Below are 15,833 nucleotides of genomic sequence, written 5' to 3'. Positions count from 1 at the left end.
GTTAATTCAATATTTGGTACACCTGAGCCCTGTCATCATTCAAGGTCACTAACAAATAGGCCTTTTCGTTACATTTAATAATGTTTAATTGTCTCGCAGATGCATTGCTTAAATTGAGACCTAATCTATTCCCTAAAACGAATTCCGTATCACTTCTGATTACCGCTCCTGGAAAAGAATCGAATCTTCCATGAAAGGGTGTTACCCCAAAATAATTTCCAGCCGTTAGGACTTCATCCTGACCGTCACCATCGAAATCATACTTCAAAAAACAGGTCAGTGGCGAAATCTGCAACTCATTTTCAAAAGGCACAAACTGAAATGTATTCTTATCGTTTCTTAAATATCCTGATCGTAATTCATGAACTTCCAAGAGTTCTGCTGTCCTCAAGGCTTTTTTATCAATGACCTCGTCTATGGGTTTTCCGGCAAAATCCTTGTAATTGACAAATTTCTTTTTCAAACTGACCATTTGCCCGGACAAATCATCCATACCCAGCAGCGGGAAATAGTTTCCATTCTTTTCCGTACATACAATGGTTTCGGTGCTTCCATTCCTATCGAAATCGCCATAATACATTTTCATTGGATCTTCAATGGAGGCTTGAAATTTTGAATTCGCCCCCCAATTCCCCAAAAGGTAATCGGTATCCCCATCCTGATCTATATCAAAATCAATGATCGTTCTCCAAAGTCCGTTTAAGGGACGGGGCAACCGGTCGATTTCTACAAATTCACCATTACTGCTTTTAAAAAATTTGGGTGACATCCATTCCCCAACCACTATTAAGTCGGTTGCCCCATCATTATCGAAATCATGCCATAGCGCATCCGTTATCATACCCGCCTTTTGTATTGCTTCATTTTTCATCAAGCTGAACACACCGTCCTTATTTTCTAATATATAGGAATTTGGAATTTTACCAAAATCGTTTGTAACCACATTCCCTCCAACGAACAGATCCAGGTAACCATCGCCATTGAAGTCAAAAGGTTTCACCACAGAGGCATTTTCAAAATAATCGGGAAGTTGTTGTGCAACAAAACCGGAATCATTCTGCACATAATAACTGTCGAGCAAGGGCTTCATTTGGGCATAAAAGTCGGCACCTCCAGAGCCTATAAATACATCATTTTTTGAGTCATTGTTAAAATCAGCAATTACTGCAGCAACGTCCTCTTTGATTGAATCTCGGGCAATATCGGGAATGTGATGCGCAACAAAAGCGGTATCAACAGATAAAAACACCTGTGATTTACGGTGTTTTGAACCTCCGAAGAACAGGTCCGTACGACCATCATTGTTTAAATCGCCCAAGGCTGTGGCCGGTCCCCTATCTGAGAGTTTATAGGGTATTAGTTTCTGACGATTAAAATCGAGATAGTCATCTTCTTCATGCACAAAATCAATCCCTAAATTATCTTCCCTTCTTTTGAAGAGCTGTTCTGATTTGTTCATACCCCCTGAACAATCAACCATTGCCCCCTCATCCGGCTCTATGATAAGGGTCTGATTCACGTCTAAATTGGTATAGGTCTGGCAGGTTCTATCCGGCCAAATTATCTTTAAGGAATCAATTTTTTCCAGGTGACCATATCCAAAATGCATGAGGGGTTCAGAGGAGGCCTGAAATCCCCTAACTGTATACAGTTCCTTATATTGTAGCTTCCCGTTCGTGTATGAAATGGCCTTAGTACCAATTCCAAATACATTAGGTGCCTTAAACTTCAATTTTAATTTTAGATAATTCGATTTTGAATTGGTATTGTTCTCATAAATCACAGCATGATCGTTGATATTATTCACGACTAAATCCAAATCGCCATCATTGTCTAAATCCCCCATGGCAGTCGCTCCTGAGACCAAGGTGTCAAAGCTGATCCATTCATTGGATTTATCCTCAAAGCTCAAGTCGCCATTCCCTTTAAAAATGTAATTATGCGTGTTACCTGAAGGCATTAAACTCAAAGCTTCCTGATCGACCAATTTGGTGTTTACAATCTTACTTTTAATCTTATCACTGGATACAAACTTTATAAAATCCATATCATTTGGTCTTTTTGGAATGCCATTCGATATGAACAAATCTTCCTCTCCATCCTGATTGTAGTCGGCAAACAACGCACTCCAACTCCAATCTGTAGCCGCTACACCACTTAGTAATGCGGTCTCCAAAAACTGATCGTCCGATTGGTTAACATAGAGCATGTTTCTCGAAAACTGATAGTTATAACCAAATTGTTTTATTCTCATTTCCTGAACTTGTATGTCTTCATCGCCCTGCGACGATTTCAATACGGTCTCATCCTCAGGCAGCATATCCAGGGATATCATATCCGGCAAGGCATCATGATTGATGTCGGCGAAATCGTTACCCATTGAAAAACGGCTGGTATGACCAAAATAGGTTTTCGCCTTTTCAGAAAATGTGCCGTCTCCATTGTTTAGATAATAGTAGTCATCTTCGTGAAAATCATTACCAATGTACATGTCGGGATAGCCGTCCTGATTGAAATCTGCCACCGATATACCCAATCCGTAGCCATTGGCGCCTCCAAAGATCCCGGCACTTTCACTGACATCAACGAAGACATTATTGTCATTTCTTAACAATTTATCTCCCGTTTGATCATTGCGTTTATAGCGTTGATCGGATTTTCCAAAAGATTCCTGAGTGTGAATGGCATGGTTTAAAAGATACATATCCAAATCCCCATCCAAATCATAATCGAGGAAAGCTGCTGTAGAACTGTAGTTTTCAAAATCCAATCCGTATTCAGCGGCTTTTTCCGTAAATGTAGTATCCCCATTATTTATAAAAAGCTCATTGGCACCATAGAATCCGTTAATTCCTACGACAGCACATACGTAAATATCTAAAAATCCATCGCCGTTAACATCTCCCATTACCGCTCCAGTATCCCAGGTACTGGTTCCGGCCACGCCTGCCTTTTCTGTTATATCTTCGAAGGTCAAATTCCCCTTGTTTAGATAAAGTTTGTTCGTAACCTGATTTCCCGAGAGGTAAATATCCGGCAATCCATCATTATTAATGTCTCCAATGGCAACACCTCCACCATTGTAGAAATATAGGTAATCCAGAATACTCAGATCTTTTGTTTCCGTAAGTTCATTTACAAAATCGACACCTGTGTTTTCCGGCGTCGGATTATTAAAAAGGAGCTCTGCTTTTTTATGACAGCTCATAATCACGAATAGAGATAATATGCATAAACCTGTTTTATTCATTAATCACAAATAGCTTTGGCGTATCATCGTTTACCGCCGCGATAAGATATTTTTTACCGCTTTTATCTTTTAGCTTATTTAAATGTTTTACTTCATTTCCAATAACAAAACCACTCGTGTCATAATCCTGCCAACTGAATTCGAAATTGCCATCATTTAAAAGAACGCTACCGTAATTGGCATCTAACCTCGAGAACTGGGGTTTAAATTCGAAATTATTACCGGCCATGATTAAATCCAGGTTGCCATCGTTATTCACATCCTCACAAATCACATCGCACACACAGGAAAATTGTACCCGATTCGGAAGGGCCTTAATCCTATATTGGCCATTTCCATTATTTATGGCAATAACAGTCTCTGAAATGTTGCAGGTTTTCACAATAGAATTGTCCAGAATATCCTGCGGAAACAAATCATCCAGCGCCTTACTGGCATATTCTGAAGCCTTTAGATTTTGCTTCTTTAGTTTAACCATTTGGGAGGTTAATTCTTTCTTCATGTGAACAGGATAGTCCTTGCCATTATAAAATTGTGTTGTAATTTGCTCTATAGTGCCATTATCATCGAAATCGTTTATCCAAAGTTTCATAGGATGTGCTTTGCTAGCCTTATACAGCGTATTGGTGCCCTGATTGCCGAGAATAAAATCCATATCACCATCCTGATCTAAGTCCTCAGCTTTTATCACATTCCACATGCCGGAATAGTGATCTAAATCCGAACTTAATTTTTGAAGTCTTTTACCATCGTTGATATAAATCTTTGGTGTATCCCACTCTGAAACGGTAATCAGATCCTTATTGCCATCGCTATTGGTATCCACCCAAATCGCATCTGTTACCATCCCGGCATTTCTAAGGTCATAGGCGCGCTTTTGCGTTACATCTGTAAAGTTCCCCTGACCATCATTTTCAAGAAATAGCTGATTGGGATTTACACCATAGGTTCCCACCACACTTCGCGATCCCACAAACACATCCAAATCGCCGTCATTATCGAAATCTGTAGGTGCAATAACCGAAATATTTACCTGATTCGTTGGAATGCTTTGTTCGGATACTTTTAATATCCCTTTACCATTATTGATATAAAGTCTGGGCCTGTAATTCTTTTTTTCACCAACCTCGTTTCCGCCGGAACCCACCATCAAATCCATGTCATTATCGCCATCGACATCAAAAAAAGCTGCGGCAGTGTCTTCGAATTTAGCATCATTAGCGAAGGATTCCTGATTCGAAATCTTAATATTCCCATTACCATAGTTGAAATACAAAACCCCTGCTTTACCTTTAGCACCGCCTACATAAAAATCGTCATTCCCATCGCCATTAACATCCCCAACTGCCAGAGCAGGTCCTTCCTGAGATAGCATTTTTGATATTAATCCTTCATAGTCAAAGTCGGAATAACTGTTTTCCTTATGTGGTAACAATGTTGTGTTTTGTAGTTCGGTAAGAAGTGTTTGCCCTTTAAAAGCAGTATTCGGTCTGTGCACCTCCTTAGCCTCCTTTTGTTCTAAGGTCAAAATTTGATTGGCATTGACACTTCTTAACATCTGCGTTTGATCATTTGGCCAAATGACCATCAAGGAATCTATTGATTGAGCCTGACCAATGCCCAGTGTCATGGTGTAATCCATTGAGGACTGAAACCCTCTGGTGGGTTGTAATTCCTGAAAAATCTGATGGTCCCCTACATACAATTTCACCTTGCTTCCAATACCAAAATTGTTTGGTTCGTTACCCTTAAACCTGAGTTTCAGGTAATTGTTCTCCGTCTGTTTCTCACTGTTATTCCTGTAAACGAAAGACGGCATGTTGACATTGTTCACAACCAGATCCAAATCGCCGTCATTATCCAGATCCCCATAGGCTGCCCCATTGGACATAGATGGTGTTTCGAAGCCCCAACCTGCATTCAGGTTGTTAAACGTCAGATCGCCCAAGTTTTTAAAAGCATAATTTGCCTGCGGCTTTACCGGCATTTTGTCTATGATGGAATCTATTGCTGTTTTATGTCCTGTTAATGCTAAATTTTGAATAATATCATTGGCAAAGAAATCCATGAAATCCAGGTCTGTTAAATCATGATTTATACCATTCGTCACAAAAATGTCCTTTAGGCCATCATTATCCATATCGAACAATAAAGCCGCCCAACTCCAGTCGGTTGCCGCTACACCACTAAAATTTGCAATTTCAGAAAAGGTATTGTTGCCATTGTTTAATTGCAGGGAATTTTGAATGTACTGCTGATGAAAATCCTTCGTTTGTTTTAGTTTGAATACATTATAGCCTTCAAACTCCATAACCGCCTTTAAGCGGATATCGTTCTCAGGAAGCATGTCCGTCACATAGACATCGGTATTTCCATCGTTGTTGATATCGGCGATATCCAGACCCATGGCCGACAGATTCATATGGCCCGTCCACTTCTTTATATCCTCACTAAACGTCCCATCCCCATTGTTAATGTAAAGGTAATCCCGTTCGTAAAAATCATTGGTCACATAAATATCGGGGTATGAATCCTTATTTATATCACTGATGGCAACGCCTAATCCAAATCCTATAAGACTGCCATATATACCCGATGCATCACTGACATCAACGAAAGTTCCATTATCATTCCGCAGCAGCATATCGCCCATACCACGAAATATATAAGGGACATTCTCCCAATCTTCCGCCCGTTTTTCTCTTTGGGCCGCATAGCCTAATGTATTCACCGGAATGTTGCTGTTATTCAGAATATAGGCGTCCAGATCCCCATCCTTATCATAATCAAAAAATGCTGCCTGAACTGAAAAACCCGATTGATCGAGGTTGTATTCATGGGCCCGCTCCGTAAAGGTCAGGTCCCCATTATTAATGTAAAGTTCATTGTTCTGATCATCCCCGTTCACATTCCCGGCGTGGCACACGTAGATATCTAAATAGCCATCCTGGTTGATATCCACCATAACGACGCCCGTGGACCAGGGTTTATTTCCCTCTATACCTGCTGAGGCGGAAATGTCCTCAAATTTAAATCCGCCCTTGTTGAGATAGAGCTTATTCCTACCCATATTGGCCGTTAGAAACACGTCGGGAAGACTGTCATTATTGATGTCACCAATAGCAACGCCTCCACCGTTATAAAAGTTTCGGTACTTAAAAATATTATAGTCCTTTTGATTTTCAATATGATTTGTAAAATCGATCCCCGTCGAATCAGGAGCCATGAGTGTAAACAAGGTTGTGTTCTGCTCTTGAGAAACAGAAGTTTTCTTCTTGTCCGATTCACAAGACACTATAGGAAAGGCCAACAGTATTACGGCCAACATATTCAACAATTTCCAGTGCACCATCACGTCACTCAATATTGAAAACCTAAAATTAGTTGTTTTCCGATTTGACATCATCATGAATTCTCTAATGATCTAAAATAATCATTTCGTTATATCTTTTGGGATACATTACATCATCAATCAAATTAAAAATGAATTTGAAGATACGGCATGTCCTTTTATGTGTTGATCGTTAAAAAGATATCAATTTAAAATAAACAAAGAGGGACTGATAGAACCCTCTTTGTTACACTCAAAACTAAACTAAACTTATCTAATTAATACCCTGGGTTTTGTTCTAAATTCGGGTTAGACAATATGGCGTTCGTTGGGATCGGGAATAGCCTCTTCGTATCATCGGTGCTATCCTTAAATTCCCAGGTATCGGCAAACTTATTAAATCGAATAAGATCCATTCTCCTGACATGTTCATCATAGAGTTCTCGCCCTCGTTCTGCCAGCATGTCGCTTTCAGAAACACTGCTTAGAGGTTGTGCATCTCGGAGTGCTCTCAAATCATTCACCATTTGCGTTGCGTCACCACCACTGCGCATCATGGCCTCTGCCTTCATCAAATAGGCATCTGCATATCTGAAAAGAATTAACCCACTATAAAATGAACCACCCGATGCAGGTGAATATTTCAAGACACGAATTCCAGTAACATCACTATTACCCACAAGACCCGGTAATTCTCTTGTAAACACCAGTGGGGCATTTTTTCTTGCAACAAGAGGCGTCCCTGTAGCGCTATATTGTTGTCCTATAAGGAATCCAACTCCAAAACCTTCGTTAGTTGCATTGGCAGTAGTGGCATCAGGCACCCAACCTCTGCGCTCTTCCTGGTCATCATTCATGTAATTCGAATTCGGATTTCCTTCAAACGAATCATAGAATGCAGCTAAAGTTGTAAATCCGTTCCATCCCCCTCCGGCATTCCCAGAGTGCGCCTGGCTGTAATGCAAGCCTTTCCACATTTTACTCTCTACCCCGGCATTACAGTAAAAAATACGTTCACTGTTGGCTGTTCCGTCAAACATCTCAAAATAGCCGTCATGCAACTGGAATCCTTCTGCGCCAATGGCATCCACTGCAGCAATAACTCCCGCCATATCAGAAGACTCGGGAGCTGTTCCTCCCCTGTAAATACCTGCATTCAACATGACTCTGGCCTTAAGGAAATACGCTGCTGCCTTGCTTGCTTTGTTCGTGGCACCATTAGGGCCTACCGAAGGTAAATCCGGAATGGCTTCATCCAAATCGGTTAGAATGTGATTTAAAGCTTCGGTATTTGATAGCACTGTTGGATTAACAGAAGGGCCTTCATCGACACCCCTGAATGGCACTTTTCCAAAGTTATCCAATATGACCCACATGGCATAAGCCCTCAAAAACTTTGCTGCCGCCACCTGTTGGGCAGAGGCATTACTTCTGGAATCTATGATCTCATTGCAATTATAGGCCATCTGATTGAAATCATTCCAAGTATCCAATACAAACTTATGTCCCGGATCCCAGCTGTGTAAATGAAGTTGTCTCCAGATGCCGTTGTCACCCCAGTCTGTTCCTCTCGTGGGGACCAGATATTCATCAGAACTCACCTCAGCTAATGCATAAATGTTTTCCTGAGTTCCATAAATACTATTGAATCTATCATAAATGTTTCCTAAACTAGCATCCGGATTCTCAACACCCGAAAATCCACCTCCTCCAGTATCTTCGGATACAATGGAGTCCTCAACAATTAAATCCAGGTTCGTACACGACCATATCAATGCTAACACCATAACTACGGCGAGCAAACGATTACTTTTTAAAAATATATTTTTCATTTTTCTTTTTTTTAAAATTTAGCAAATAATCCAAATGTGAAGGTTCTTGGGTTGGGATAAGACACATAATCTATACCGGAGGTCGGTAATTCATTCAAAGGCTCTGCTCCCTGTGTACTCACCTCAGGATCCGGACCACTGTAAGGCGTTATTACAAATAAATTCTGACCCGTTAATGATACACGTAAGGTTTTGAGCTTCGAGGTCTCCTTCAAATCAAAATTATATCCAATAGACATATTCTGTAATCTCAAAAAATCGCCATTTTCCAAAAACCGGGTCGACACCGCCGCCTCAGCATTGCCTGCTTCACCGGAAGTCAACACGTCCTCCGTTACATTACGCTGACCTGCAATGGCCCCTGCAACAAAAAAGGCGTTTCTTGTATTATTATAGATGTAGGCACCGTACTGTCCCGCTAAATAGGCCGAGAAATCCCAGTTCTTATACCTGATATTGGTAGAAAAACCACCTACAAAATCCGGTAAGGCCGATTTCCCTACAAAGGTCTGAACATCACCAATCGGTTGGCCATTGGCATCGAACCCTTCAAATTCCCTAAGGAAATATGAGAACAATGGATGACCACCTGCCAAAATCTGTGCATATGCATTCGACAGACCTTGACCATATATGGTTCCAGCCTGAATCTGACCCGCAAAATTCTGCAATTCATTCTCATTGTAGGACATATTAAAGCTGGCATCCCAGGTAAAATCCTCCTGTTCCACAATGCCATAACTAATGGCAAATTCAATACCCTGATTCAATACCGTAGCATCTAAATTCTGGAAGAAGAAGGGCTGTGGGGAGGGTTGTGCCGCCGTAACCGATAAGAGTAAGTCATTGGTTTCCTTTCTGTACACATCGATACTACCGCTTAAGCGGTCATTGGCAAATCCGAAATCGATTCCTACTCCATAGGATACCGTTTCTTCCCATTTCAAATCCGGGTTCGCATAGGTCACGCTCTCTAATCCCGGCTGGTTAATATTACCACCACGCTCAATTTCTGGGGCTGCATAACGCTCTCTACGAATATAACTTCCATAATCCAAACCATCCTGGTTACCTGTAATCCCCGCTTGCAAGCGGAGCTTTAAGGTTGAAAAGGAATCACCCATAAAATCCTCTTCATTGATCTTCCAGGCAATGGCCCCGGAAGGAAAGTAACCATGTCTGTTATCTTCTGAGAAACGAGAGGAACCATCACGTCTTATTGTGGCTGTGAACAGGTATTTATCAGCAAGCGTATAATTCACTCTGGCGAATTGAGACTGTATTTCATCAGTCGTATTGAAGAAATCACCATAAATACTGCTCACGCCGAGACCTCTTGGCGTAGCAATGGTCTCACTTGAGGGGGTTGGGAATAAGCGGTTGACAAAATTGCCGTTCGGCGCAATACCATATTGTTGGTAGCTTCCTGATATACTGGCCTCCACTATTTCGGATGCCCGATTAACCGTTCTGTACATATCCGGAATTGCCGTGACATCAAAACCACGCGCTAAAACATTTTTCCCACTGTTTTTAAAATCCTGGAAGGAGTAGCCGACCAACACATCTAACTTGGAGTTCCCGAATTCTTTATTGTAATTTAAGGTCATCTCCAATAAATGATTTGTATTATTCACAACACCTAGATACGCCCTTCCTGCCCCAAAAATATCATCAGCTAAATTTCTCGCCAATGGACTTGCTGCAATATTCCTGTCTGAATTCGACTCATCATATCCGACATTCACTTTGGCTTTCAATTCGGGTGTGACATCGTATTCGGCATATCCGTTGAGCAGGACACGGTTAACATAGGTTCTGTTTTTCACATAGGTTGCAAAGGCTGCGGGAGAGGCCAATCCTCCCGGATCAAAATAATCCGGATCCGTTGGCCAGGTCGGGTTGGCCGAATAGGCCGAACCTATAAGATCACCACGATAGCCCGCACTCGAACTCAAACCAGGTCCTCTGTTGTTTTCATAGGAATAGGTGGTCTGAATTCCTAACTTTAACTTGTCCTCGAACAACCGGTGTTGGGCATTCAATCGAACCGTAAAACGTTCTAAACCAGAACCTTTTACTACCCCTTTTTGATCTCCATAACTTACAGTTGCCCGTATATTACCTGACTCATAATTGTTACTATAGGCAAAATTCTGATTGATTGTAATCGCATCTCTAAAAATATAATCCTGCCAATTCGTATTGAATCCGGCATCTGCCGCTTCAGCATCTCCACCGAATTGCGCTACCGCGGTTAAGAATCGATCTCTGTTCAATAAATTATAATCATCCCTGATAGAGGAAATACTCACATTTGAGTTATACTCTACAGATTCTCCAAATGCACCTTTTCCGGATTTGGTCGTAATGATGACCACACCATTAGCGCCTCGAGATCCGTATATTGCCGTAGAAGAGGCATCTTTTAGAACACTGATGCTTTCTATATCGTTCGGGTTGATAAAGTTAAGTGGGTTCCCAGCGCCCCTGTCGCCAAATCCTAAATCCTGCTGTCCGGCAGAGGTTGAATTACCACCTAAGGGCACACCATCAACCACAAATAAAGGATTGTTGTTAGAACGGATAGACGCCGTTCCACGGATACGTATGTTAATACCTGCTCCCGGTTCCCCACTGGTCTGTGCAATTTGAATACCCGCTGTTTTACCTTGAATTAATTGTTCTGGTGAAGCAATAACCCCCTGATTAAAATCTTCAGCTTTTACAGAAGCAACAGCACCGGTCGCATCCTTTACAGTTGTCTGACCATATCCAATGATCACGATTTCATCCAATTCGGCCGTGTCTTCCTGAAGGGTGACGTTAATGGTAGTCTGACTGCCCACGGTAATCTCCTGAGTACTATACCCAAGAAAGCTGTAGACAATAACCGAACCTGCCGGCACGTTTTCGAGGGTGTATATACCATCAAAATCAGTTTGGGCTCCAATGGTTGTTCCTTTTACAAAAACGTTCACTCCGGGTAAGGGCCCGGTCGCATCTGAAACAACACCTGTAACTGTTGTTTGAGCATACATAATGCTACCTCCTAAAAATAAGAGTAACACCATTACTTTTTTAAGTAATTTTTTTCTCATGTTTAAGTTATTTAGTTTAAGTTTAGTTAGTCTTTTGTAGAGTAATTACAAACCGACTGAAACAAAGATGTTAATTAAAAGCGCGAAGAAGAATAAAATTTCAATAAAACATCTCTAAAAATTATCGAAAACGTTTTCGATTTTTAGTATATCCTAAATCTTGACTTTATTATCTCACGATTCTGCAGTCAAATTACTAATTTTTTATCAACATAGCAAAAATTTTGTTTAGGCAACAAAAAATGATAAAATTATTTACAAGAAATGTTAAAAAAAACAACCCATTTAGAATAGGGTTTGAATATAAATTTTTAACTTACTTCATCAAAGGACTCCGGAATGAAACCTGTAACTCTAAAGGATATTGCCAGGCAACTGGGCATCTCGATCACGACAGCTTCAAAGGCGTTAAAAAATTATCCCGATGTCAGTGAAAAAACAAAAAGAAAAGTCAGGGAGCTTGCAGAGGAACTAAATTATGTCCCCAATGCATTCGCCGTTGGACTGCGTAAACAGGAATCCAAAATAATAGGTGTAATTATCCCTACCATGGTCCATTATTTCTTTTCCACAGTTCTGGATGCCATTATGAAAGAGGCTGAAAAGAGAGATTATATGGTCATTACCATGCAATCGAATGAAACCTACGAGCTGGAAAAAAGACAAGTAGATCTCCTTCTTAATAAAGGTGTTGACGGTATCCTCATCTCATTGTCAAACAAAACACGTGATTTTAAGCATTTGCAAAAGGTCATTGACTACAACATTCCGCTCGTTCTGTTCGATAAAATCTCGAAGTTAGTCAACTGCTCCAAGGTATTAATTGATGACAGGAAAGCGGCCTATGAGGCTGTTACTTACCTTATAAAAAAAGGTCGCAGGCGGATTGCCCATTTTAGAGGTGACTTAAATCCTCAAAATTCCATTGACCGGTTTCTGGGATATAAGAAGGCTTTAGAGGACCATGGCATTCCTTACGATCCTAAACTGGTTTATTTATGCAATAATAATTCAGATTTTACGGATGGTTATTCCAGCGCTAAACAATTAATTGACGACCATGGTGAAGAAGTGGATGCCATATTTACCGTGAATGACATGCTTGCCATTGGTGCCATTAATTATTTTAATGAAAAAGGCATTAAAATTCCTGACAGGATTGCCTTATTCGGATTTAGTAATTGGTTTATGGCTTCCGTCATTACACCATCTTTATCATCTGTTGATCAGAATGCTTTGAATATTGGCAAAACAGCTACAGAGATTTTATTTGAAGAGATTTCATGCAGGCAAAAGGGGGAACCCATTACCCATAAAAAAGTTATAATTGACACCGAACTCGTTATACGGGATTCGTGTTAAATCCTTTTTGAAGTCCGGGTTAATTTTGAAATTTTAATTCCTGTAATTTTACATACGCCATATTAAAAGAGGTATGGTCAGAAATTAATGAACACCGATCCAAAAGGGCATTCGGAAAAAATAATTCAGTGAACACAATAGCACCATCATTAACGAAGACCTCGACTGAAGTTTTATCCAGCACGATCTGAATCCTTATGTCATCCACTGATTTATTCAATTTATAAACAGATTTGGCCGGAGCAAATTTTTCCGAAAAATCCACTTTACCGGAGGCCGTCTTGTCTATATAAAACTGATTTTGAGTATTGTCCAGACCTATAGTAAGCGAATCTCCCTGTTGATTGTAAAAGGACAAGTCGTATGTATAGGCTTTTAAGTCCTTTAGAGCCAACTCCAAATGCGTTGAATTCAAATTCAGATTCTTATCAAATACGGCATTGAATTCATTCAATCCAATAGATCTCCATTCAACCTCTTTTTCTACAAAATCATAAAATTCTTTTACCGGCCTACTTCGAACACAGTATTTGCCCTCTTCTTTATGTAATCGAAGTTCTCTGGGAATGGTCATAGCACTGCGCCAGGTATATGTCGGGACATCTCTTGCATAATCCCAGTTGGACATCCATCCAATACCTATTTTTCGCCCGTCGGATTCAGGTATATTGGACCACGTTACCCCGGCGTAATTATCTCTGCCATAATCTAACCAAACCGCTTTTTCTTTTTCCAATTGAATTAAAAAATCTTCATCAGGAACAAAATCCTGCCCATCGAAATCTCCAATGAAATACTGGGTGGCACTACCTCCATTGGGGCCACCGGGATTAATACTTACCAGTAACACCCACTTAGGTTCACCACTATTATTTACCTGTAATGGGAATAAATCAGGACATTCCCATACACCTCCCTGGGCACCAACACCTTCGCCGAACTCCGATTCAAAATTCCAATCCATTAAATTTTTTGAACTGTAAAACATGATCTTATTACCTGCAGCCAAAGACATGATCCATTTGTCATTGTTTTCATCCCATATGACTTTCGGATCTCTATAGTCTTTAATCCCCGGGTTGGGAATCACCGGGTTCTCTTCATATTTGGTCCAGGTCATTCCTTCATCTAAGGAAAAGGCCATAGCCTGGGATTGATAATCCATCCTACCTTCCTTTTCGCCATTCATATCATGATAGGTAAAAAAAGCAACTACAGGGGCGATGCCGTCTTTTCCTAAGCCAGAACTATTGTTGTTATCAACTACCGCACTTCCGGAAAAAATAAATCCCAATTCATCCGGATATAAAGCAATAGGTTGTTCCGACCAATGAAAGAGATCTTTTGAAGTGGCATGACCCCAATGCATCGGGCCCCACACATTCCCATTTGGGTAATATTGAAAATACAAATGGTAGATCCCGTTTAAATAAAACATGCCGTTAGGGTCGTTCATCCAGTTGGCCCTGGGCGTGAAATGGAAATTAGGGCGATAACGTTCTTCCTCAAGGTTAACATCTTGAGCTTCAATCTTTATGGCATCAATCGTCTTTTCGCCTTTTTTACAATTACCAGATAATAAAAAGACAAGTATTAAAGCTAAAATGCACTGTGTATAGCCTTTAATTGTCATGGTGTGCTAATTTACTGCTCAGATGTTCCAATGAAACCCCCTTGGTTTCCGGCATTAAAAATATGACAAACAACAACTGGAATACCATCATGATGGCGAACACTAAAAATACAACCCCTGCACCAATGGTGGCGAATAGAACAGGTATGGTTGATGGAATTATTGCGGCCAAGATCCAATGTGTCGATGAACCAAAGGCTTGTCCATTTGCTCTTAAATGGTTCGGGAAAATTTCAGAAATAAAGACCCAAATGACAGCCCCCTGGCCCACAGCATGAGAGGCGATAAAAATAAACAGAAAAATGGGTACGGCCAGACCCTCCCAATTTAAAAAGAAAGCCATAGATACCAGCGATAAAGATATGATATACCCAATTGAACCCATATACATTAAAACCTTTCTGCCATATCGATCAATTAAAAACACCCCTAAAAGTGTAAAGACCAAATTAGTAACACCTATACCAATACTACTTAACAATGCCGTACTTTCACCCAGTCCCGCTTCCTCGAAAATCCGGGGCGCATAATATAAAAATGCATTTATTCCTGAAAATTGATTGAAGAAGGCCATTAAAAAGGCGAGCATGAGTGGAAAGCGATAGCGTTTCATAAAAATATGCTCTTTTACAGCGTGACTTGCATTGTCCAATTTCAGTCTTGTTATTATGTCATCTGAATCTTCATCCGGGGCAATACTATGAACTATGGTTTTAGCCTCTTCAATCCTTCCCTTCGACACCAGCCAGCGCGGACTTTTGGGCACCGTAAACAGCATTAAGGTGTAAATAAGCGCCGGGAAGGCTTCTACTCCAAGCATCCACCTCCAGGCATTCTCGCCAATATCATTCAGCAGATAATTCGATAGAAACGCAATCAAAATTCCTAAAACAATATTGAATTGATAGAGCGCGACAAGCCTACCTCTATCTTTGGCAGGTGCAATTTCCGAAACATATGCGGGCGCTGCTATCGTGGATGCCCCCACACCAAGACCCCCTAAAAAACGAAACACAGCAAAGGTGTAAGGATCATTTGCAAGTGCAGACCCCAGTGCTGATATCAAATAAAATAGTCCAATCCAAATTAAGGTTTGTTTCCTGCCTAATCGGTCCGTTGGAATGGCACCAAGAATGGCCCCCACAACAGTGCCCCATAATGCCATGGCCATAACCACCGAACCATGAAAGGCGTCCGAGGAGTTCCACAACAGTTGCAGTTTTTTATCCGCCCCCGAAATAACAACGGTATCGAAACCAAACAGAAATCCAGCGAGAGCGGCCGTAATGGACCAAAAGAATATTTTAGAGTTCATTGCTTAAAG

The 15,833-nt window shown here is 40.8% G+C and carries 7 protein-coding genes; 1 reads left to right on the top strand and 6 read right to left on the bottom strand.

The window, feature by feature from the left end; all coding sequences use genetic code 11:
* Window position 1: 1 nt before the first annotated feature.
* From MR041_RS05685 to MR041_RS05670, 4 genes are all read right to left on the bottom strand, one after another.
* Window positions 2–3,208 carry a VCBS repeat-containing protein gene (locus MR041_RS05685; RefSeq protein WP_242092635.1) on the bottom strand — a complete coding sequence of 1,069 codons (3,207 nt, stop codon included), beginning with the start codon at window positions 3,206–3,208 and terminating at the stop codon, window positions 2–4.
* Between the two features lie 34 nt (window positions 3,209–3,242).
* Window positions 3,243–6,602 (bottom strand): VCBS repeat-containing protein, encoded by a 3,360-nt coding sequence (locus MR041_RS05680; protein ID WP_242092987.1) that lies wholly within the window; start codon window positions 6,600–6,602, stop codon window positions 3,243–3,245.
* Window positions 6,603–6,859: 257 nt separating this feature from the next.
* Window positions 6,860–8,413, bottom strand: a complete 1,554-nt coding sequence (locus MR041_RS05675; protein ID WP_242092634.1) for a RagB/SusD family nutrient uptake outer membrane protein — start codon at window positions 8,411–8,413, stop codon at window positions 6,860–6,862.
* 11 nt (window positions 8,414–8,424) lie between these two features.
* Window positions 8,425–11,514, bottom strand: a complete 3,090-nt coding sequence (locus tag MR041_RS05670; RefSeq protein ID WP_242092633.1) for a SusC/RagA family TonB-linked outer membrane protein — start codon at window positions 11,512–11,514, stop codon at window positions 8,425–8,427.
* A gap of 339 nt (window positions 11,515–11,853) precedes the next feature.
* Here MR041_RS05670 and MR041_RS05665 point away from each other — a divergent pair, with 339 nt between their 5' ends.
* On the top strand, window positions 11,854–12,876 hold the full coding sequence (locus MR041_RS05665) for a LacI family DNA-binding transcriptional regulator (RefSeq protein WP_242092632.1): 1,023 nt from the start codon (window positions 11,854–11,856) through the stop codon (window positions 12,874–12,876).
* A gap of 19 nt (window positions 12,877–12,895) precedes the next feature.
* Here MR041_RS05665 and MR041_RS05660 read toward each other — a convergent pair whose 3' ends face one another.
* The gene (locus MR041_RS05660; protein WP_242092631.1) at window positions 12,896–14,509 is read right to left on the bottom strand and encodes a glycoside hydrolase family 32 protein; all 1,614 of its coding nucleotides are present in this window, start codon (window positions 14,507–14,509) and stop codon (window positions 12,896–12,898) included.
* Window positions 14,499–15,824 carry a sugar porter family MFS transporter gene (locus MR041_RS05655; RefSeq protein ID WP_242092630.1) on the bottom strand — a complete coding sequence of 442 codons (1,326 nt, stop codon included), beginning with the start codon at window positions 15,822–15,824 and terminating at the stop codon, window positions 14,499–14,501. The genes MR041_RS05660 and MR041_RS05655 overlap by 11 nt, the downstream gene beginning before the upstream one ends.
* Window positions 15,825–15,833 lie beyond the last annotated feature (9 nt).

Source organism: Aestuariivivens sediminicola (genome assembly GCF_022662015.1).
GTDB lineage: Bacteria > Bacteroidota > Bacteroidia > Flavobacteriales > Flavobacteriaceae > Aestuariivivens > Aestuariivivens sediminicola.
Note: the sequence above shows the minus strand (reverse complement) of the source record. Positions and strands in the feature narration are given on the sequence as shown.

Coding starts and splice junctions, on each gene's coding strand:
- MR041_RS05685 (WP_242092635.1), bottom strand. CDS start 3,208: ATGAGCTGTCATAAAAAAGCAGAGCTCCTTTTTAATAATCCGACGCCG.
- MR041_RS05680 (WP_242092987.1), bottom strand. CDS start 6,602: ATGGTGCACTGGAAATTGTTGAATATGTTGGCCGTAATACTGTTGGCC.
- MR041_RS05675 (WP_242092634.1), bottom strand. CDS start 8,413: ATGAAAAATATATTTTTAAAAAGTAATCGTTTGCTCGCCGTAGTTATG.
- MR041_RS05670 (WP_242092633.1), bottom strand. CDS start 11,514: ATGAGAAAAAAATTACTTAAAAAAGTAATGGTGTTACTCTTATTTTTA.
- MR041_RS05665 (WP_242092632.1), top strand. CDS start 11,854: ATGAAACCTGTAACTCTAAAGGATATTGCCAGGCAACTGGGCATCTCG.
- MR041_RS05660 (WP_242092631.1), bottom strand. CDS start 14,509: ATGACAATTAAAGGCTATACACAGTGCATTTTAGCTTTAATACTTGTC.
- MR041_RS05655 (WP_242092630.1), bottom strand. CDS start 15,824: ATGAACTCTAAAATATTCTTTTGGTCCATTACGGCCGCTCTCGCTGGA.